Annotated in this window: 19 protein-coding genes and 1 pseudogene; all 20 read right to left on the bottom strand. The window is 31.8% G+C overall.

What is annotated here, in order from left to right; translation table 11 throughout:
* Positions 1 to 5: 5 nt before the first annotated feature.
* The 20 genes and pseudogenes from TKV_RS03260 to TKV_RS03170 all read right to left on the bottom strand — a co-directional run bounded on the left by TKV_RS03260 (position 6) and on the right by TKV_RS03170 (position 20,832).
* On the bottom strand, positions 6 to 611 hold the full coding sequence (locus TKV_RS03260) for a sugar transferase (RefSeq protein ID WP_049684733.1): 606 nt from the start codon (positions 609 to 611) through the stop codon (positions 6 to 8).
* Between the two features lie 860 nt (positions 612 to 1,471).
* Positions 1,472 to 2,611, bottom strand: a complete 1,140-nt coding sequence (locus TKV_RS03245; RefSeq protein WP_049684732.1) for a glycosyltransferase family 4 protein — start codon at positions 2,609 to 2,611, stop codon at positions 1,472 to 1,474.
* A 184-nt stretch (positions 2,612 to 2,795) separates the two neighbouring features.
* Positions 2,796 to 4,019, bottom strand: a complete 1,224-nt coding sequence (locus tag TKV_RS03240; protein ID WP_049684731.1) for an O-antigen ligase family protein — start codon at positions 4,017 to 4,019, stop codon at positions 2,796 to 2,798.
* Between the two features lie 87 nt (positions 4,020 to 4,106).
* On the bottom strand, positions 4,107 to 5,288 hold the full coding sequence (locus tag TKV_RS03235; protein ID WP_049684730.1) for a glycosyltransferase: 1,182 nt from the start codon (positions 5,286 to 5,288) through the stop codon (positions 4,107 to 4,109).
* 91 nt (positions 5,289 to 5,379) lie between these two features.
* Positions 5,380 to 6,084: a glycosyltransferase family 2 protein gene (locus tag TKV_RS03230; protein WP_158506591.1), complete on the bottom strand. Its 705-nt coding sequence runs from the start codon at positions 6,082 to 6,084 to the stop codon at positions 5,380 to 5,382.
* A 166-nt stretch (positions 6,085 to 6,250) separates the two neighbouring features.
* Positions 6,251 to 7,291, bottom strand: a complete 1,041-nt coding sequence (locus TKV_RS03225; protein ID WP_049684729.1) for a glycosyltransferase — start codon at positions 7,289 to 7,291, stop codon at positions 6,251 to 6,253.
* 200 nt (positions 7,292 to 7,491) lie between these two features.
* Complete coding sequence (locus tag TKV_RS14240) at positions 7,492 to 7,785, bottom strand: UDP-N-acetylglucosamine 2-epimerase (RefSeq protein WP_201769485.1); 294 nt, start codon at positions 7,783 to 7,785, stop codon at positions 7,492 to 7,494.
* Between the two features lie 103 nt (positions 7,786 to 7,888).
* Complete coding sequence (locus tag TKV_RS14235; RefSeq protein ID WP_201769484.1) at positions 7,889 to 8,554, bottom strand: UDP-N-acetyl glucosamine 2-epimerase; 666 nt, start codon at positions 8,552 to 8,554, stop codon at positions 7,889 to 7,891.
* Positions 8,555 to 8,563: 9 nt separating this feature from the next.
* Positions 8,564 to 9,283, bottom strand: a complete 720-nt coding sequence (locus TKV_RS03215) for an N-acetyltransferase (protein ID WP_275451146.1) — start codon at positions 9,281 to 9,283, stop codon at positions 8,564 to 8,566.
* A complete protein-coding gene (locus tag TKV_RS03210; RefSeq protein ID WP_049684728.1) occupies positions 9,280 to 10,383 on the bottom strand; it encodes a Gfo/Idh/MocA family protein in 1,104 nt (367 codons plus the stop codon). The genes TKV_RS03215 and TKV_RS03210 overlap by 4 nt, the downstream gene beginning before the upstream one ends.
* An 8-nt stretch (positions 10,384 to 10,391) precedes the next feature.
* Positions 10,392 to 11,729, bottom strand: coding sequence for a nucleotide sugar dehydrogenase (locus TKV_RS03205; RefSeq protein WP_049684727.1), 1,338 nt, complete (start codon positions 11,727 to 11,729; stop codon positions 10,392 to 10,394).
* A gap of 4 nt (positions 11,730 to 11,733) precedes the next feature.
* A complete protein-coding gene (locus TKV_RS03200) occupies positions 11,734 to 12,849 on the bottom strand; it encodes a DegT/DnrJ/EryC1/StrS family aminotransferase (protein ID WP_049684726.1) in 1,116 nt (371 codons plus the stop codon).
* 134 nt (positions 12,850 to 12,983) lie between these two features.
* Positions 12,984 to 14,009, bottom strand: a complete 1,026-nt coding sequence (locus TKV_RS03195) for an Rpn family recombination-promoting nuclease/putative transposase (protein ID WP_049684725.1) — start codon at positions 14,007 to 14,009, stop codon at positions 12,984 to 12,986.
* A gap of 444 nt (positions 14,010 to 14,453) precedes the next feature.
* On the bottom strand, positions 14,454 to 14,690 hold the full coding sequence (locus tag TKV_RS13330) for a DUF3368 domain-containing protein (RefSeq protein WP_236617317.1): 237 nt from the start codon (positions 14,688 to 14,690) through the stop codon (positions 14,454 to 14,456).
* A 39-nt stretch (positions 14,691 to 14,729) separates the two neighbouring features.
* Entirely contained in the window at positions 14,730 to 14,930 is a 201-nt protein-coding gene (locus tag TKV_RS13325; RefSeq protein WP_236617316.1) for a hypothetical protein, read from the bottom strand.
* Positions 14,923 to 15,180, bottom strand: a complete 258-nt coding sequence (locus TKV_RS03185; RefSeq protein ID WP_049684724.1) for a UPF0175 family protein — start codon at positions 15,178 to 15,180, stop codon at positions 14,923 to 14,925. The genes TKV_RS13325 and TKV_RS03185 overlap by 8 nt, the downstream gene beginning before the upstream one ends.
* Positions 15,181 to 15,617: 437 nt before the next feature.
* Positions 15,618 to 17,318, bottom strand: a complete 1,701-nt coding sequence (locus tag TKV_RS03180; protein WP_049684723.1) for an AAA family ATPase — start codon at positions 17,316 to 17,318, stop codon at positions 15,618 to 15,620.
* Positions 17,319 to 17,613: 295 nt separating this feature from the next.
* Positions 17,614 to 17,970 (bottom strand): annotated as a pseudogene (locus TKV_RS03175) (RNA-guided endonuclease TnpB family protein); the annotation flags it as partial.
* A gap of 131 nt (positions 17,971 to 18,101) precedes the next feature.
* The gene (locus TKV_RS13130) at positions 18,102 to 18,257 is read right to left on the bottom strand and encodes a hypothetical protein (protein ID WP_003870603.1); all 156 of its coding nucleotides are present in this window, start codon (positions 18,255 to 18,257) and stop codon (positions 18,102 to 18,104) included.
* A gap of 88 nt (positions 18,258 to 18,345) precedes the next feature.
* A complete protein-coding gene (locus TKV_RS03170) occupies positions 18,346 to 20,832 on the bottom strand; it encodes an O-antigen ligase family protein (protein WP_049684721.1) in 2,487 nt (828 codons plus the stop codon).
* Positions 20,833 to 20,966 lie beyond the last annotated feature (134 nt).

Below are 20,966 nucleotides of genomic sequence, written 5' to 3'. Positions count from 1 at the left end.
ACTTCTTAATCCTTACTTCCCGTAAATTTTGGCATTGTAGCATAACCTTCAGCAGAAATACCTTCCCTTTTTAAGACTTTTATAAGTGTTAAGAATAATATTTTAAAATCGAGCCATAAACTCCAATTATCTACATACCATACATCAAGCTTAAATTTCTCTTCCCATGAAAGACTATTGCGTCCATTTACTTGTGCCCAACCAGTTATACCTGGTTTTACATCATGACGTCTCATTTGTTCTTCTGTGTAATAATTCAAATATTCCATAAGCAAGGGTCTTGGCCCCACTAAGCTCATATCTCCTTTTAAAACATTAAATAATTCCGGTAATTCGTCAAGACTTGTACTTCTAAGGAATTTACCTATTTTAGTTAAGCGTTTTTCATCTGGTAAAAGATTACCATATTCATCCTTTTCATTAGTCATTGTCCTAAATTTATATATTGTAAAAGGTTTACCTTTAAATCCCGGTCTTTCTTGTTTAAATATAACAGGAGGCCCCATCGTAATAAAAATAATTAAGGAGATAATAATTAGCAGAGGTGACAAAATAATTAATAAAAAAAGTGATACAAAAATGTCAATTAATCTTTTTATAACTAACTCCAAGAATAACTCCCTCCTTTTTCTAAAAATCGCGAGAGGAATCGCCAAGCAAATTCCAATGGACATCAAAATCCTTGAAGAACAATCACTTTCATCCGAAAGGCCGGGGTGAGGACCATTGGTGTGAAGAATTCTAAAAAGAGCACGCACTAAATTCTGCTTCCTCATTGGTTAAAAACTTTATTGTTTCTCGAAATTGGCGTTGCGCTCCTTCGGGATCTAACCCTTCTTTGTGAAAATTTGGTATAATCTCTGTTATATTATCAAATATCTCTTGGAGAAAAGAACGAATAGACGCATTAGCTGCCGCCCAACGCTCTTCAGCATAGTCTTCACAAGCATCTTGGAGATGTTGTAAAGGTACAGAACAACCTAAAGCACATAATTTTTGTTCAAGTTTATTTTTCGTATGTGGTTAGTTTCTGTAGATGCAGGCAAGGCATTAATTATTTTTCCATTTTCAATTTGATATCTATCTAGTGCCAAACACTCAAAAATTATATCAGTAATCATTTAAAATTCTATTCTTATCTTTCCAAGTAATATATTGAATGAGAATACTCGGGAAATATGTACGATCTGCATATTTATCATCCAAATAAAATTTAATCCGTTTATGGATAAATCTATCTATCTCATCAAGTCTCAGATTAAGCCAATTCCCTTCAATCTCATTCTCTGTAACTAATACTTTAGCTATAGTCCAAGAAGACTTTCTTACGTACTTTTGTTTTAGCAAGTCTTCATGAATATGAAGAACATTTTCAGGAGGAAAAATTCCAAAACGATAAAGTGCAGTTTTAACTCTCTCAGGAGAAAAAGATTTTTCTACTTCATCCTTCCTACCCTAAAAGTCTTACTAGTTACAAATACAGACTATATATCTCATCCATTTCTTTTAAAACTCTTTCGATAGCATAATCTTGTATAATTCTTTTACCTTCTTCTCCCATCTTGGTCCTTAACATTTTATTTTCGGCTAATTTTGCAACTGCTTTAGCTGTTTCTTCTATATTATTTACAGGAACCAAGCATCCATTGACCTCATCTCTAACTAAATCTCTATTCCCTCTTACATTTGTGGCAATAATAGGTTTACCTGCTGCCATTGCTTCCATTATAGCTCTTGGAAGACCTTCCCGTAAAGATGTTAATGCAAAAATATCAACAGCATTTAAAATTTCTGAAATATCTCTCCTATATCCCAAAAATATTATTCTATTTTCCAAATTATTAAGCAAAACATAGTTTTTTAATTTCTCTTCCTTTTCTCCAGTGCCTACAATGAGATAGTAAATATCAGTGTAATTTTTCAGGATTTTTATGGCATCGATTATTTGCTTATGATTTTTATTGGTATTTATTTCTGCCACAGTCAATATTAAAATATCATCCTCTGAAAAGCCTAATTCTTCTCTCAACTTTTTTCTTTTCTCTTCATCATTTACACAATATTTATTAATATCTATACCAACACCATGCACATAAAACACTGCATCTTTTCTTCTCAAGTTGAACTTCCTTGCAATATTAAAATCTTCTTCATTCATAGTTATAAGTCCATCTGTCCAATGAGCAGCTATTTTTTCCATTGTGTAATATATAATCCAGTTTTTCAAAGGAGCTCCTTTGTAAAAATGAAATCCATGGGCTGTATAAAGTACAGGCTTTGTATTTGTAATTTTTGCAGCCAGTCGACCTAGAAAAGCTCCAACAGGAGTATGGACATGGACTAGTGAATACTTATTTCTCTTCATAATATTTATCAATTGCTTTAATGCCTTTATGTTAGAAAATGAATATGGAGATCTTTCAAAATCAACGCCATGATATACAACTCCCAATTTTTTTAGTTCGTCCTGTCTATTTTCCAATTTTGTCGCTATATGGACTTCACATCCTTTGTTTTGAAAATATTGTATAAAAGGAATATGAAAATTTAATATATGGGATTCAATTGTTGCTATAAATAAAATTTTATAAGTGTTTATTTTATTGCTCATATAATCATCATCCACTCTGTCAGTTTTTTATAATAATTTGAGGCTTTTATTCTAATTATTATTCTACTATAGATGCACGAACACGCGTAGAACTATGTGTAAAAGGGTGTTATTTACTAGTATCCCTAATTTTTGTAAGCAAAGTTTTCTCATAAAAATAATTTTATATCTATGGTTTGATATCTTAAACTTTTTGTCTTTTTGCCAAAGCTGCCAATCCAATTATAACATGCTCATAATTTCCACCTAAATCACCACTAAATAATGAAAAAAAGATTGTCTGCAAGAAAAACATTCGCATTATTAAATCTCCTTTAGTAGCTTTAAAAGACCTGTATAAAGACATACCCCATAAAATTAAACCAATAATCCCTAATTCGCTCATTATTTCGAGTAATAAATTATGAGGATAGTCTATCCCACTAAATGAATAACCTCCTGCGCCTACACCTAAAAATGGACTATTGTAAAATTTATTTAAAGCTTCTTTCCACATAATTTTTCGTGAAACAAAATTTTGATCTTCGCTTAAGAGGTTTTTATTGATTAAAACTGCAAATCGGTTATCCCCGTTAAATACGCTTGATTGATTAAAACTTGGTAACATAACGGTCATTACAAAAAGAGATATTAAAAACATAAACGTCAAAATAGTTTTAGATAATTTAACCCTAAATAAACCACCATTTTTTGGTCCAATTAACTTATTAATTATATAATATGTCCATGTAAAAATAAAAGCAATTAATGGACCTCGTGATTGAGTTTTTAAAAATAGATATATACTACAACACAAAAGTACTATTTTCCAAATAACCAATAGTCGACTCTTCTCTTGATATAGAAGAAGAATTGTTATAAAAAGGATTAAAGAACGCGCAGTCCATATTGGATTTTGTCCAGGTAAGCTTATGCGTCCATGATATTCATAAGTTCCATAAATTAATAATACAATACTGTATATAACTCCCCAAAAAATTAAAGATTTATAGGCAAACTTTTTAAATATTTTAAAGACAATAAAAACAACTATTCCTGGAAAATAACCTTTCACTAAAAAAAGCAAAAGTTTAAAATACCCATATTCTCTATTTGAACTCCAAATAAGAGATAATAAAGTATACAATAAAAACAAAGTCCAATAAAAAACTCCCCTTTCATCTAATCCTTTAAAAGTTCTATAAGGGAAAAGTAAAACTAATGATATAGTTACACCTATAAAAAATAGAAAAATTACTAGTAAAGATTTGTAATCAGGCAAAACCTTACTCAATATAAACAAAAGAGAATCACTAAATAAAAATAATCCTAAAAATAAACCTGCATCTATAGATAGGTGAAAGATACCAAATACTACTATTCCTAAGAAAAAACCTAAAAGCAAAAAAATAGCATAGTTTGTTATCATAATCTATACACTCCGATTTGCAAATTTTTGATTTTATTGGAATTTCCATTTGTACGAACTATGACTTATAATTTTATAATGTACATTCTAAATTACTCCTAAAGTTTTAAGTAACTTTCCAATTTGAACTTTCCACTCATAATTTTCTTCCGCATATTGTCTTATTATATCTGTTATATTATCAATACTTCTGCACCTCATGGAAAAATCAACAATCTGATCAATGTCAATGTCGCTATCATTTGCTTCAAGTTTTAATGCAAAAGGTACGTTTTCATCAAGATTTTTCTCTTCATATGCGTAAATAAAAGGTATCCCTTTTGCACAGTATTCACGAAGTTTTAATGGTGATCCCTCCTTCAAACCTATTCTGTGTAATGCTAGCGCCGAAACTGCAACATCTGCATTATCATATTCATCATCTAATTCATTTCCCGATTTAAAGCCAAGAAATTTAACATAGTTTTCCACATCCAATTTTTTAACTAATTCTTGAAGTCTTGGCAGCTCTATTCCTATCCCTACAATTCTAAATTCCACATCCACTTCAGGTTTATTATTGTATTTTTTGTAATAATTAGCAATTCCTTTTATTACTCGATCATAACCATGAACATCTCTAAGTCCAGCAACACCCAGCATTACTATTTTGTTGCTTTTTAAATTTTTAGGGATACGTTTGCGTATATTCTCCGTATCAATTCCATTATCTAATGTAATAGACGGTATCTTCCATATATATTTATCGCTATTCCCATATACCACTATATAATCTACATAAAATTTTAAAAAGTTTCTGCTTAAAAGATATGCAACATACTTTATAATTTCAATAAATACTCGCTTAAATTTATATTCTTTAAATGCATATCTAATATTTCGCTTTATCTCACCATCAAAAGGATATGTTACAATTTCCAAAACTATTTTATTTACATATTTTCTAATTTTTTTTAGAAATGTAATAAGCTGAAAATCGCAATAAAGTGATCTTATAAAAAGAAGATCCGTACTTTTTCTAGATTTTAAGTAATCTTCAATACTTTGATAGGCTGTTCTTCTATATAAAATCCTATTTGTGCTATTTGCATATCGACAGATTGTTTTACCATCTGGTAAATCAATACAATACAAATCTTTACGATAATAAGCAAGTGCGACCTTACATCCAAAATATCTAAATGCTTTTGCCTGACCTTCTATTTTCTTTACAAAACCACTTGATTGTGTGTCTTCGAAGTCAACAAATGTCATCAAAACTACATCCATAACTGCCACACCTTTATCTTGTTATTTCACATTATGATATCTATAAAACTTAATTGCTATTGCAAATGGAACTGATATAAGAGTCAGAAATTTATATGGAGAATTTTTTTATCCAACCTTTCTTTCCTGCTAACATATTGTAAACAGAATACATGGTTATATATTTAAACTTCAAGCTCAAAGTAGGAGCAATTTTCACGCGATTTCTATAGTATAAAATATACCCCCTAGGATTATTCTTTCGCAATCTAACAGCATTTCTTGTCAAACCATCATTTAAATATTCACAATAATAAAGAACCTTATTTACAACCAACAACTGATATTCTTGATCTATCATATCATATACTATGTTTTCTGTAATAAATTTTTCTCCATCAATTACCGGAAACAGAAATCTTTTTAGCACATCTGTTCTAAAAATTAAAACTGAATCGCCTTTTTTCTTATATTTGTTATAAAGATCAAATAATGTAGATTTAGTAATTCCTTGTGGCATGTATGAACCTACTACTTCTCCACTCTCAAATGCCTTCAACCCCACAATCCCAACTATTTCAGGCGAATAATTATTTTCCCAGAATTTTATTATAAATTCAACTGCATAATCTGGTAACCAATCATCAGAGTCTACACAGAAGAATAGTTCACTATCACACAGATTTACTCCAACGTTATGCGCTACATGTTTTCCACTATTTTGCTGTCTATAGTATTTTATGCTTATAAGTTTTTCATCCATCCAACTTCTTATAAGTTCATATGTGTTATCTGTTGAACCATCATCTACTATCAACCAAATGAAATTCTTACATGAAATTCTTACATGTTTGTTGCTTCAGGCTTTCATAAAGTCTTGATAATGTATATGCTCGATTATATGTAGGCGTAAATATCGTTAATCTACTCACATTAAATAACCCTCCTACTTACCCTTAAGAAAGTGGACTAAAATGATATATTTATTTAATTTCTTCATATACGTTTGATATCTTGCCACAATAACCTTCAATATCTCCAAATTTAAGTGCCCTTTTGTAGGCACCCGTACTGGCCTTAGCGTAATAATCACTATTAACCAAAAACTCAATACAAGCATCAACAAACTCTTCGTTTGTTCGGCACAAACGACCGCACGAATTGTCAATAATTTCCTTAAGACCTCCTACAGGTGAAGCAAGAACTGGCTTTCCAAGTGCCATAGCTTCTACAGCTGAAAGACCAAAACCTTCCCATTTTGAAGGCATCACCACAATGCGTGCATTTTTGATTATTGCAAATGGATTTTGAACAAATCCGTACATTTTTATATACTTTTCAGCTCCACGTTCATACACATGCCTTTCGCAATCAGCTCTATATTCACCATCACCAATTATTGCCGCAGTAATATTAGGATATTTGTCATGTAATTCAGCTACAATATCAATAAACCTTATTGGATCCTTTTGCTCTGTAAGTCTACCAATAAAAACCAAATCATATTGCTCTGTATTTTCAATTTTTTTAGCCATACTTTTAACTTTCTCGATATCTACAGCATTGTGCACTACAACAATTTTATTTTTTATATGTCTGCTGAAAATATATTCATCACCAAATGCATTAGAAACTGTCAATATTTTAGTAAATTTATAAGAAGCAATGTAAAAAATGATCGAATATAAATTTAAGCTTTTAATCCAAAGAGGATTGTTATGTAGGTGTGATATTACGGGTACCGATAAAAGCGAAAAAGCAGATAGAATACTGGCTCTAAAATCGTGAGCATGAATAATATCTGGTTTCCATTTTTGAACAATATGGCGTATTTTAAGAAGTGGCATACCCTCCAATTGAATATAATTGATGCCTTCTTTTTTTAAAACCTCTACTATAGGACCATATGGGCAAGCATAGGCAAAATCGTATTTTGAATTAAGTCCTTTAATTATATTGATTGCTATATTTTCAGCCCCTGAATATTTGTTGCTAAACAAAATATGCAATATTCTTTTTCTCACTTCAAAACCTCCTATTTTCTTACCCTTCCAGGATTGCTCATCTCATTTCAACTTTCCTCTTTCTACTTCTTTAATTATCAACAAATGTTATGAATAGAAGTGCCTTACCTATTATTCTTCTCTAAGATAAAGAATCAAGATAAAGAATAAATTACTACATTAACTGCAATTCTATCGTTTTTGCAATTATTCTTCTTATCTTATTGAATATCTTCAAACTTTTTTTCGCAAAATTGTCTTCCTATTCCATTTTCAAGGATTTCGAATGTTTTCCGCGCAGATTCCCCCTCTCCATAAATGTAAGTCTTTCTAAATGAATTACTTCTTTCATAAACAATGCCTTGGTAATTAATATATATATCATGAATATTTACAAGCTTATTCCAGCCTATCTCAATTAATTCTCGCCATCCTGTATCCGGCATTACAATTAAAGCTCTCTTTCCAGCAAAATAGGCCTCTTTCTGTAAGCCGCCACTGTCTGTTATTACCATAAAGCATTTTTATAAAAGTCCCATCATACTTAAATAATCAACTGGCTCTATGACAGTAATATTTTTTAATAGAGACTCAAATCCAAATTGATTTATCATTTTTTTAGTTTCTTGGGTGTATTGGAAATATTACTCTCATATCATGGGCAATCTGAGAAAGACCACTCAAGATGTTTTTCAATTTTTCAGGATCATCAGTGTTAAAGTCTCTATGGATTGTACATAGAATATATTCATTTTCTTTAAGACCTAAATCATACATTATATCCCCAACAAAGTATACACCATCTCTTATATTTTCTCTTTCAAGATTTTTTACAGCAAGTTCCGACGGACAAAAAAGGTATTGCGAAATGTGGTCAGTCACAACTCTGTTTATTTCTTCAGGCATATCCTTAGGCTGCTGCCTTATACCTGCTTCCACATGGGCTACAGGAATCTTTAATTTTGCTCCAACTAATGCTCCCGCAACTGTTGTATTAGTATCTCCATATACAACTATTACATCTGGCTTTTCTTTCATTAAAACCTCTTCAAAAGCTATCATAATTTTACCTGTAACAACACCATGACTACCCGAACCTACATTTAAGTTATAATCTGGCTTTCTCATTTTTAAAACTTTAAAGAAAACATCTGACATTTCATAGTCATAGTGCTGCCCAGAATGGACTAGTATTTCTTGGATATCATTTTTGATAAAGTGCTCTTGCAAAACAGCTTCTTTTATAAATTGTGGTCTTGCACCTACTAAAGATATAACTTTCATTTTGACCTCCTACTTCATAAACTCTCTAGCCGGATTACCTACCACAATCTTACCATCTTCCACATCTCTTGTCACAACTGAACCAGCTCCAACAAAGGCATCTTCACCTATTACTTTTCCAGGTAATATTGTAGCATTGACTCCAATTCTACTTTTTCTTTTAACAGTTACTCCTTTCATCTTGCTAAATCTGTCTGGATCTCTTCCAGCAGAATTATCGTTAGAAGTTGCGACGCAAGGAGCAATAAAAACTTCATCTTCTAACTCTGAATAAGCTGTGATATAGGCATTTGTTTCTATTTTGCATTTAGATCCTATTTTACAGTAATTTTCTATTGCCACACCTCTCCCTACAATAGTCATATCACCTATCACTACATCTTCTCTAACAGTTGCTAAATCAGCAATTAAACACTTTTTACCTATTTCACAGCCAGCGTATATCACGGTAGAAGTACCTATTATACAATCATCCCCTATTTTACAAGGAGGTTTTTGTTGCTTATCTTTAAAAATACTAGTCGCAGCTCTCATTGGCTGTTTGCCAATTACTACATTATCGTCAATTCTTACATTGTTACCTATGATACTTCCTTTATATATAGTAACATTATTCCCTATAACACAGTTATCTCCTATTTCTACATCATCTTCAATAACTGTAAAATAGCCTATTATTACATTTTGTCCAATTCTGGCTTTTTCAGATATGTAATTCATTTTCATCATTCCTTCATATCAAGTGTTGAAAAATCTTTTAAAGGAAATTCTACAGGTAAACCGGTTTTTCTTGATTTGTAAATTGCCAACACTATCTCTACAGCTTTTTTACCATCTTCGCCTGTTATGTAAGGTTCTCTATCGTTTAGCACTGCGTCAATAAAATCTTTATATAAAGGAGTATGACCATAGCCATATACTGTATCTGGATCTTCATAATTAGCTTCTTTTTTTACTTCTTCTTCATCATCTAATCCATCAGCAAACTTCCAGTCAATTATTTTGTTAATAGCAACTCCACCAATTCTTACTGTGCCTTTTTCCCCAAATATACTCAATGTTTCTTCAAGATTTCTAGGATAAATACACGCACTTCCTTCTATAATTCCTATAGCACCATTCTTAAATCGCAGTACTGCTGCTCCCATGTCTTCTCCTTCAATATTTCTTAAAAATGTGTCTGCTTCAGCGTAGAGTCTTTCAACAGGTCCCATCATCCACTGGAGAAGGTCAATATTGTGTATGCCCTGATTCATTAAAGTTCCGCCATCTTGTTCCCATGTACCTCTCCAGGAAGCTTGTTTATAATATTCGTCATTTCTGTTCCATCTTATACTGGCAACTCCATGAACCAATTTGCCAAAGCGCTTATCTTCTATAGCTTTTCTCAATTTTTGAACAGTTGAATTAAATCTATTTTGATGGCATACAGTTAATTTTCTGTTATATTTTCTAGCAGTTTCAATCATCTCATCTACATCTTTGATAGATAGAGCCATTGGCTTTTCAACAATTACATGTTTACCTGATTTCAAAGCATTTATAGTTATTTCTGCATGTGTACCCGAATATGTAGCAATACTCACTATATCTATATCGGCTCTTTTTAGTAGTTCTTGATAATCCCGATATATTTCTATGTTATTTATCTTTACATTTTTTTTATCCAATAGCTCTATGTATCTTTTTTTCAATAATTCAGCTTTTTCAATTTCCAAATCACACAGTGCAACTAATTCTGCATTATCATAATTATTTGCTAAGGCTTCAATATGCTTAAAAGAAATCCTGCCACAACCAATCAATCCAAATCTTAATTTTTTATCCATTTTATCACCTACAGCACTTCTATTTTTTCTCTTAATTCTTTTAAGTTTTTTGTAGCATTTCTTGTGTCAAATACAAACTTTGCTGTCTTAACTATATGCTCATAATCGTATTTTGTGTGGTCTGTTGTAATTACAACAAGGTCAGAGGAACTTAATAAATCATCAGTTAGATTCTCTGAATAATACAATTTGCCATTATGTTTAAATTCAGGTACATGGGGATCGTTATATTTTACTTTTGCTCCTTCTTTTTCTAACATTGAGATTATCTTTAGAGCGGGTGATTCCCTTATATCATCTATATCTTTTTTATAAGCTACTCCTAAAAGCAAGATAGTCGAACCATTGATTGGTTTTTTAAATCTATTTAAAATTCTTGAAATGCGCTCCACTACAAATTCTGGCATGTAATTATTTATTTCACCTGAGGTTTCGATGAGCCTTGTATGATAGTCATATTCTCTTGCTTTCCACGCGAGATAAAAAGGATCAATAGGAATGCAATGGCCACCAAGTCCTGGACCAGGATAAAAAGCCATAAAACCGTAGGGCTTTGTCTTTGCTGCCTCAATTACTTCCCATACATCTATGCCCATGCGATAACATATGATAGCCATTTCATTAGCCAGTGCTATATTGATATTTCTAAAAGTGTTTTCATATATTTTTTCCATCTCTGCTACTTTGGGACTTGATACTTCAAACACTTCACTGTCAAGGACATTTCTATAAAGAGCAGCGGCAATTTTTGTACATTGTTTTGTGACGCCGCCTACCACTTTAGGAGTATTTTTTGTATTGTATTGCTTGTTACCGGGATCCACTCTTTCAGGTGAATAGGCTAAAAAATAGTCTTCTCCGCATATCAAGCCAGTCTCGTCTAAAATAGGTTTTACAACTTCTTCAGTGGTACCGGGATATGTAGTGCTTTCAAGTACAACCAACATGCCTTTATGTAAATATTTTGCTATTTCTTTGGTAGAGTTAATTATGTAGGATAAGTCAGGCTGTTTATTTTTATCAAGAGGTGTAGGAACACATATCGCAACTGCATCTACATCTTTTAGAAAAGCATAATCATTTGTGGCCGTTAATCTTCCCTGCTCAACCACTTCTTTTAAGTCTCCATCTAGGATATCACCAATGTAATTTATGCCTTTGTTTACTTTTTCCACCTTGTGCTCTTGAATGTCAAATCCTATTACTTTATATCCTGCTTTAGCTTTTTCCACCGCAAGAGGCAATCCTACATAGCCTAACCCTATTACCCCTATTACTGCCTTTTTGCTCTCTATTTTGTCTAAAAGTTCATAGTATGTCCTGCTAAACTCTTTCTTCCTCTCCACAATATCAATCTCCTTCGTTTACAATTTTGTGCAGTATCTCACTAACATAGTTAATCTCTTCATCAGTAATTTCAGGATACATCGGTATAGCAAAAATTTTTCTACATACTCCTTCAGCAACTGGCAAGTCGCCTTCTTTGTAGCCTAAATCCGCATACGCCTTTTGAAGATGTAATGGCACAGGATAGTATATCCCTGTTGCAATGCCATTTTCTTTTAATTTTTCCATTAAAAATTCTCTTTTTTCACTTTGTATGCAGTACAAATGATATATGTGTTTAACCTCTGGCAATTTATATGGAGTTTTTATGACATCCGATAAGTCTTTTAATAGTTCGTTATATTTATTAGCTGCACTAATTCTTTGACCATTCCACATATCAAGATATTTTAATTTTACTCTTAAAATTGCAGCCTGCAGTTCATCGAGTCTGCTGTTATATCCAATTTCTTCGTTATAATATTTCTTTTTGCTGCCATGCTTTCTGAGAATGTCCACTTTTTCAGCTATTTCTGGATTATTAGTTACAACCATTCCCCCATCGCCATAACCACCTAAGTTTTTTGTGGGAAAAAATGAAAAACAGGCGACATCTCCAAAAGTGCCTACTTTTTGGCCTTTATACTCTGCTCCTATTGCTTGGCAGGCATCTTCGATTACGTATAAATTGTGTTTTTTGGCAATTTCCATGATTTTGTTCATATCACAGGGTTGTCCAAAAATATGTACTGGTAAGATAGCTTTTGTTTTTTCAGTAATTTTTTCTTCTATCAAATCAGGATTTATATTGTAGGTATCTGGATCTATATCAACAAAAACTGGTGTAGCACCTACCTGAGAAACTGCCTCTGATGTTGCAAAAAAGGTAAAAGGAGTTGTTATAACTTCATTCCCTGGTCCAATACCAAGAGCTCTTAATGAAAGCACCAAAGCATCAGTCCCGTTTGCTACACCTATTGCGTATTTTACACCTAAGTATTCTGCTATTTCTCTTTCAAAAGCTTTTACTTCTGGACCTAAGATATATTGGCCATTTTCTAAAACTTTTTCTATTGCTTGATTTATTTTATCTTTTAAATTTTTATACTGTCGTTTCAAATTAATTAATTCTATCTCCATACTTAAAACCCTCTCTAGAAAGTTTGATTTCCCTTAAAATAAAAAAATTCCCTCTCCACCCAATTATACTAAATTATGATTTCGTACAATTAGTCCATTATTACACCAAAAAATAAAAGACCATGCCTATAAAATTAATTTATATACTTCTTTAAGTCATCTAATTTTTCAATTTTCAAAATATCTCTTGCTAAAGCAAGTAATGCTTTGTCATCTAACTTTTCAAGTCCATTTATATATTCAAAAGGTATATCTTTAAACTTTTCTTTCAATTGTTCAAGTAGCACCATTCGTATTCCTTCTATTTTTCCTTCTTTTTTCCCTTCTATTTTTCCTTCTTTTCTAGTTTTTTTAAATTCCTCTTTTAAACTACGTTCTAAATTGGAAATCATTTTTTCCACCCCCTCACTCTTTTCGAATATTTTCTTTACCTCTTCTCTTTTGCCTTCGGGTAGAAATCTGAATATAATAGACACAAACCAGTTTCTCAATAATATAAACTCTTCTTCAGACAGATTTTTAAGCACATCTGTTAATTTTTTTAATCTTTCTATTAATTCTTCTCTGTCTATCCTTCTGTCTAGCAAAAAGACACTACCTATAAGATTAGATAATTGTAAAAGTTCTTCTTCATTATATCTATTCACATCAATGAAAATATATTTAAAATCTATTATATTTTCTCCAAATAATTGATATGAATCTATCGTTTCTTTAAAGCTCAAAGAAGCAGTCCATCTATTAACACCATTATACAACACAATAGGAATAATCGCTGGTAATTTATAGTCCTTCCTTTTTTGCTGGTTTAATGATGTATCTTTAAGAATTTCTCTCCACACTTCAATTATATACAATAACAATCTGTATGGCATTTGAAAATCAACTTTTGATTGTAATTCCAACAATATATAAAAGAAAACTTCTTTATCCTTCAATTTTACTTGATAAACCAAATCAGCCTCTTTATTTTTAAAATCTTGCAATATGAAGGATTTGTTTATTCGTATTACTTTAGATTCGTCTATTTCATTTACCCAATCTTTTTTGACAAAACTTCTTAAAAGTTCAATAAATACTTTTTTATGAGAAAGTAGATATTTATAACCTTTATCATGAGGGGCATTTAAATTCTTTTTATTTTTATCAGTTTCCATCATATCTCACCTATATTATATCACATCATTTTTGACTACTGCAGGAAATAAAAAAGATAAAGCCTCACTCTGCGGGCGCAAGTGCTTAAATAGCACCACCTCCGCTTTTTGTATCTATAATCTATATTACCACCAATAAAACTTATGGGCGCCGAAACAGCCTCATAAGTCCTATCGGGTCATGTCAAAAAGAATGGATAACCAATCCAATTAATATATTTTCGACATAAAATACTATTTTCCTTCTTTTTTAAGGAAATTTTTTATAAATTTTTAGCAAAATTTTAGGATAAACCCATATAGTAATGGAAAACTTTAACTGTTGTAGAGATAAAACTCCCTCTTTCCCGAACAACTTTTTTCAGTTCTAACATTTTATCATCTTACATATAAATTAAGATCTGCTTTCATTTCAAAATTTTGTAAAATAAAACATCTGACGATGCATTACTTTTCTTTACAAATTTCTAAAACTTCATCATACAATTTTTTATCAATAAAAAACTTTTTCTGTATCATCTCATCCAGTAAAGGCTTTATTTCTTTTAAAAGGCCTTTCTCTTTTGCTTTTATTAATACTCCTAACGTCCCAGTGACAGTCAGCCCTAAGCTTTTTGCATGCTTTCTTGCAAGGTAATCGTCTATTAGGCATAGATCAGCGCTAATTTCTTTTGCTAAGATCATTACTTCTACTTCTCCTCTATGAAGGTAGGCAGGAAAAAACTACGTGGCTTCTTTGTCTTCTATTTTCTCAATTTTTATAAAATCATTAGTTTTAAAAGTATCTTTACTATCGCCAAAACTTACTTCTTCAAAAACACCATAAGGTACGTAAACAACTTCATAGAGCTTTTTTAAAATTTCAATTTTGTTTATATTGGAAAGAACTATTATTGGCGTTGAATTAGCAACGACTTTAGGCATTTTTAATGTCCTCCAAAAGTTCTTCCTTATCATCAAAGGAAAAAATACTTGTGTCAAAACTTGCAAGGTATTTTATAAATTCTTCCTCACTCATTTCAGCAAGTGCTGCGCACTGCCCCAGAGAAAGCTTTCTTTCCCTATAGTATCTCACTGCTGCTGTTCTTTTCAGCTCAGCTATAAACTCATCTTCACTTTTTCTAAGACTTATAAGTATTTCCTCCGGAATTTCTATTTTCTTTGTGATTTTCATACAATCACCCTCTTCTTATCTTTTAAGTAACTGAAACCTGTTCACTCACAGCAAACCAATTAACACACTTGACTTTATCACCTAGTTAAAACACAGAATATTCCAATATCCAGAGCGCTTCAGCAACTCATATAGTTAAGGTAAAGCTGAAACTCACAAGACAGATTCGCAACACAGTGTGCTTTTTTATTCTTTGAACTTTTCTTCTTTGGTTAATGTAGGTCTCGATATTTTTAATAATTCCAAAACATCTTTTGCTTTCATATTTACCTCACTTTGTAAATATTGTAACATAATTCACAAGATAATGCAAATACGTTTTATTAAAAATTTTAATACATTTAAAACCATTTATTATTTTTCTTTACTATCTTTTTAAAAAAAAAACCACGCCATCATATGAAATTTTAATGAGAAATTGGAACATACGTTTTGATCTACACTTCAATTACTTGGTACTCATCTTTTCCTATGAATATAAGCAGTGCTTCTTTTACATCTTTTCTCTCTTTTAGCCCTCTGCTTTCTCTATACCTCTTAAGCTGCCTTATACCTTCTTCTTTTATCTTGTCTACTTTGTCTTTCTCACTTTTCTTTATGTATTTTAGCTCTATTAACCACTCGTATTTTACATCCGGTATCCTTATGTCCCTCTCCAAGTATATGTCTATATACCCTCCTTCTGTCTCCCTCTCACTTATTGGCCTATAGGCTTTACTGTTTACAAGATACGTAATTAATATCACTTTGATATATTTTTCATCAAAGTTTATTATGTCCCTGTTCGAAAGCACCTTTAGCACATTCTGGCTTATATACTCTATATACGGTTTTATTCTCCCTTCATACGCCATCTCTTCTATGGTCTTCCTTAACTCATTTAGGTCAAGATTAATTTTGTATTCTTTCTTTAAATTCGTTTCTATATATTCCCACATTATTGTCTTGATTACGTAATTGGGTATTTTTAAAAATAATCTCGTTTTTTCTTGCCTCTCTATCGTTAGTAACCCCATATAGAATAACAACGATATAAAGTATTCTTCGTCGTACATCCTGTCAAATGAAAATTTTGTTACTATCTCCGCTACTATCCCTTCCTCTTTTATGATTCTCTCTAATAATGCCCTGTTCTCTTCATTCATCGTAAGTCTGTTTAACCTGCCATAGTCTGTCTTTACATTGTCGTCTATTAAATTTCTAGGCGGTTTTTTGTATCTTACTATACTGTCAAGATAATACAATACCATGTCGGGATTGTATATCCTTTTCTCCGCTTCTGCACTAAATAAATAACCATCGTATAATTCTTTTAATTCTTCTAATGATTTTTCTTTCTCTTTTTCCTCTATCCCTACTTCTTCTAGTATCTTCACTACTTCTTCTTCTGTAAATCCTAGCATCTCATTTAAGCTTAAATCCATTGTGACATTTAATGCTATGTTAAATCCACTCGTTAAGTCGTCCAACATTATTGGGGATATCCCTGTTATGAATATCCTGTCTATTACACTCTCTGTCCCTATCTTCAATGTCTCATAAAAGTCTCTTACAAAACCTGATGCCCTCACTATCTCTCTGTAAAATTCACTCTCACCCATCGCTATTATGTCATTGGCAAAATGGTCATATTCGTCTATTATTAGGTATATCTTTTTACCTACTTTTTTTACTTCATTTATTATCGTCATTATAACTGCATTTATATCAGTTATTTGGTCAATTTTCTTCCTTATTTCTTCCGTATTTTCTAATATACCCTCGTATCTGTCTAATAAAGCATTTATTGAATTTTTCACACTTAACAAAAAGGACTCTTTTAGTTGGTCTTTGTTTTCTGTGTTTAGGCCTGAAAAATTCAGCTTGAGTATCATATAACTGTTCTTTAGCTTTGTTGGGTTCTTCCCTATATATAAGTCGCCAAATAGTTTCTCAAAGTCTTTCTCATTGTTTATGTCATAATAGTTCTCTAATGTAGAAAGAAATAGACTCTTCCCAAACCTCCTCGGCCTTATGAAAAACAGGTATTTGCTATTTAAGTTCTCTATCTTCTCTATATACATCGTTTTGTCTACATACAGGTACCCTTCTTCTCTCATCGCTCTGAAATTGGACATCCCATAGGGTATTTTCTTCATCTCTGCACCTTCCTACCTTTCTTTTTTAATACTTTTTTGCATTTTTTTCGTGTTCCTTTATGCATGAGATTCTTCGGCTTAAGGCTTCGTTTCACTTCGGCTCAAGATTTACTGCTACACTTTACAAAAAAAGACACACTTTATAGTGTATCTCGATGTCTACAAATTTACTACTGCTCTCTTTAAAAGCTGTAGGTTATGAATAGTATTTAAAATATTAAAAACTATTTAAAATTTTATTAAATACTATTCTTTGTTAGGCTATGTTCAGCCTAACTGGGTGTAACCCCACAGTACTTCTGCCATTTTTCTTTTTATATTTTGGTAGCTTTGGTTTGCCGTTGAATTTACTTTTATCTTTACTCCATTCTTTCATTGCTCTAAAAAATGACTTCCAGTTTCTATCTAGAAGTCTTAAAGTTTGCTGCGCTGTCTGAGCAGGTAAGTTTTTGTACATTTCGTGTTCTTTTGGCATTTTATTAAGATTTCTGTATCTTATCCATTTATGGTTGTTTATAAATTCCTGCCTTACAATGTAGTTAGCGTAATTATATAGATTTTTTGCTGCAAAACATATTTTATCACAGTAATCCCACAATTCGTGATTTCTATTTATCTGTATTTGTTCTACTCTCTTGACTGTTATCTTCATACACCTCACTTTCTAGATAATATATTTTATAAAAAATTTTAATACATTTTAACTTTTTTGTTATTTTTCTCTACTATATCCAACTTTACTTCCTGTGATTTTTGGTTTAATTCGGTAATCTTTTTATCATGCTAATCTAGTGTTTTCTCTAACTTCATCTTTATTTTTGTAATAGCTTCATCAAATCTTTCTTCAAATCCATCCAATCTTTTTTCAAAGTTGTCAAACCTTTTTTCAAAACTATTAAATTTGTCAACAATAAAATTCACAAAATCTTCATTTGTCATTTCATGGCCAACATATAAAAACCTTTTACTAGCTTCATCATACCATTTTTACTATAGTAAATCAAGATAAAAAAAGAGAGATACACTTTTAATGTATCTCTTGAAGCGTCTTTTGGGATTCTTCTATTATCTGTTTGGTCATTTCAGTCATAGGCTTTGGCTCTAATGATTTGGAATTTGCTTTGTCAAACATTTTTTGTACATCTACCGCTTTTTGCAAAAATTCTTTTGCCTTTTCTTTATCTCCATTGTTTAAATAATACATACCAACTTTGTTATAAGCATCAGCTAATTGCTGGTAATTTTCTGGCCTCAATGGTTGTACTTCCACTGCTTTTAATACATATTTAAGGCCAAGGTCAATTTGTCCATGAGCAAGATAGAAAGCTCCCAGTTGGGCATTAAGTTGAGAATTAAAAGGCTCTAATTGCACGGCTTTTTCTTCCTCAAACATCGCTTTTTGAAGCTTTACAGCATCCTTTAACTGGTCACCAAGGGCGGTGAGAATTTGCCCGTATGTCATTCTGTATTTTGCGTTCCACGGGTCATAGGATACTGCTTTTTCATAATTTTGTTCCGCCAAAATAAGATTTTGTTGTCTCAAAAAGTTATCCCCTTTTACGGCATAACTTAACGCTACTGACATAGAAGTAGACATAAACATTACAACAAAGGCTACAACTATCGCTAAATAGTTTAAGTAAATTTTTTTGTTTTTTACTTTAACTTTTAGTATGTCCAAAGAATTTATTACACCAATTAACGCCCAAAGTGCAATAGATACTGCAGAAAGCGACAGGTCAAAATCCATTGCAGCATGAGCGTAAAGACTTACTATTGCTGTTATAACAGCAGAAATTAATATTCTGTCTTTTTCCTCCAAATATCCCTTATACACTCTGTACATACCCCTAAATAGTGACAAAAGCAAAAACATTATAGCGATAGCTCCAATAATACCCGTATCTAAAAGTACCTGCATGAAATAGTTATGAGTCTGAGTAGTCCAATACAGGTAAGATTGGTATTTGAAATATAGTGATGCCCATGCACCGCCACCTGCTCCAAATATAGGATAATCTTTGAAAATTTTAAATCCATCTTTATAAAATTGCATCCTCTGTGAACTACTGCGGCTGGTAAAGTCTATATCTTGCACGCGGGATGCAATATCCTCCGGCAAGTATTTATATTTTAACATTATGTTTTGTACTTCATAAGGAGCATTTTTAGGATATATTTGCGCCTTTGTAAAAGTAACTGACGTGTTTCGGAAATTATTTACAAATGTTATGGCAAGCCTTTTTGTGTCTTTTAAAGTAGAAAATTCTATTGTTTTTTCTCCTATGAAATTGTCTTTGTCGTAGAATTCTGCAATTTTAATCGCCTGGTCATTTTCATTTCTGCTGTTTATTATTATGCCGTAAGCCCAATCCTTATTTGAGGAATTTTTGGCTACAACATCGTATTTTAATACATAAACTCTGTCAGGTTCTGCACTCACAAATCTCGTAACACTTTTTATACTGTCAGGCTCCTCTACATCATGTTTTAAAGTCAAAGGAACTTGTGTCGTAAAAATTATGTATCCTGCTGCTAACACAAAGATTCCAATTGCAGCAGCAATAGCTATTCCCACTTTCACATTTATTTTATTGACAACACTTACAAAAAAGCTTATTGCGTATGTAACAATTAGTGAAGCAAAAACCCCAATCAAATACCATTTGATTAAATTGAGAGCTACACCGCTGGCAACTGCTGAATTAAATTTTACTATAGGCAGTGCTGAAGCAATTAAAACCCCTACAAAATACATAAAAGGTTCTATTCTTTTGCCTCTTGGCATCAAAAACATGAGGATAATGCCAAGGAAAGGAAGCATAAGCCATGCTCCGCGAGATAAGGTAAATACATAGGCGTAAAACTGTGTATAAGCGGTTACGCCGTATATTGCCTTTAAATATTTATTATCAGTATAAGAAATTAAAGCTAAATTGACAAGGAAAAAAGCCATCAAAAATGAAGCTGTTGTATTAGGGTACTGAAAAGTAGAGTTTATCCTGCCTCCTACCCATGAACCGTTGTAATGGATGAGATTAACTGAAGATCCCAGCCCCACAACCGCTACTACAAAAGAGCTTAAAACTAGCACATTTAACAGCATAAAAATTTTTTTGTTATCTTTTACGGTTCTACTAACCATAAAATACATGAACAAATAATCAAAATATCTCAAAACTTCCCCTATGCTCGCCCTTATATTTACAGCAAAAAAACTAGAGATTATATACGCCACTACAAGAGATAAAGCAGCATAGTCTAAGGTAGTACTTATTATGGGTTCTTTTTGCACAATTTTAAAAATAGCCCATATAATAAATACCGCAGAAGTCAATGCAATCGTGGGAAACATTTCTTTTTCAAAGTACATGCCTCTAAAAAAAGGTGGATAAAATACGAGAACTAAAAGCAATATATAAAATATTGTGTCTAAGCTTGCAAAACTTCTGTAGGTTTTTTTCGTTTGTTTTTTTAATGTCTTGCCCTTTTTTACAGCTACTTTTTGTGCCATTTTCAATCCCCTTTTCTTGTAGCATTTTAATCCATTAAGACCACAGTATATACATATTCGACAAAAATTTCACTTTTCCTTCTTTTTATCAAACTATCAATTACAAATTTAAAATCGCAAAAAGGCACAATTTG

The sequence above is a fragment of the Thermoanaerobacter kivui genome, from assembly GCF_000763575.1.
GTDB classification, from domain to species: Bacteria; Bacillota; Thermoanaerobacteria; order Thermoanaerobacterales; family Thermoanaerobacteraceae; genus Thermoanaerobacter; species Thermoanaerobacter kivui.
This window is presented reverse-complemented; position numbering and strand designations above follow the sequence as displayed.

Bases quoted from the DNA above. Each gene is read 5' to 3' on its own strand.
- TKV_RS03245 (WP_049684732.1), bottom strand. From the start codon at position 2,611: ATGAGCAATAAAATAAACACTTATAAAATTTTATTTATAGCAACAATT.
- TKV_RS03240 (WP_049684731.1), bottom strand. From the start codon at position 4,019: ATGATAACAAACTATGCTATTTTTTTGCTTTTAGGTTTTTTCTTAGGA.
- TKV_RS03235 (WP_049684730.1), bottom strand. From the start codon at position 5,288: ATGGATGTAGTTTTGATGACATTTGTTGACTTCGAAGACACACAATCA.
- TKV_RS14240 (WP_201769485.1), bottom strand. From the start codon at position 7,785: ATGGTAATAACAGACAGTGGCGGCTTACAGAAAGAGGCCTATTTTGCT.
- TKV_RS14235 (WP_201769484.1), bottom strand. From the start codon at position 8,554: ATGAAAGTTATATCTTTAGTAGGTGCAAGACCACAATTTATAAAAGAA.
- TKV_RS03215 (WP_275451146.1), bottom strand. From the start codon at position 9,283: ATGATGAAAATGAATTACATATCTGAAAAAGCCAGAATTGGACAAAAT.
- TKV_RS03210 (WP_049684728.1), bottom strand. From the start codon at position 10,383: ATGGATAAAAAATTAAGATTTGGATTGATTGGTTGTGGCAGGATTTCT.
- TKV_RS03200 (WP_049684726.1), bottom strand. From the start codon at position 12,849: ATGGAGATAGAATTAATTAATTTGAAACGACAGTATAAAAATTTAAAA.
- TKV_RS03195 (WP_049684725.1), bottom strand. From the start codon at position 14,009: ATGATGGAAACTGATAAAAATAAAAAGAATTTAAATGCCCCTCATGAT.
- TKV_RS13330 (WP_236617317.1), bottom strand. From the start codon at position 14,690: ATGATCTTAGCAAAAGAAATTAGCGCTGATCTATGCCTAATAGACGAT.
- TKV_RS13325 (WP_236617316.1), bottom strand. From the start codon at position 14,930: ATGCCTAAAGTCGTTGCTAATTCAACGCCAATAATAGTTCTTTCCAAT.
- TKV_RS03185 (WP_049684724.1), bottom strand. From the start codon at position 15,180: ATGAAAATCACAAAGAAAATAGAAATTCCGGAGGAAATACTTATAAGT.
- TKV_RS03180 (WP_049684723.1), bottom strand. From the start codon at position 17,318: ATGAAGAAAATACCCTATGGGATGTCCAATTTCAGAGCGATGAGAGAA.
- TKV_RS13130 (WP_003870603.1), bottom strand. From the start codon at position 18,257: ATGACAAATGAAGATTTTGTGAATTTTATTGTTGACAAATTTAATAGT.
- TKV_RS03170 (WP_049684721.1), bottom strand. From the start codon at position 20,832: ATGGCACAAAAAGTAGCTGTAAAAAAGGGCAAGACATTAAAAAAACAA.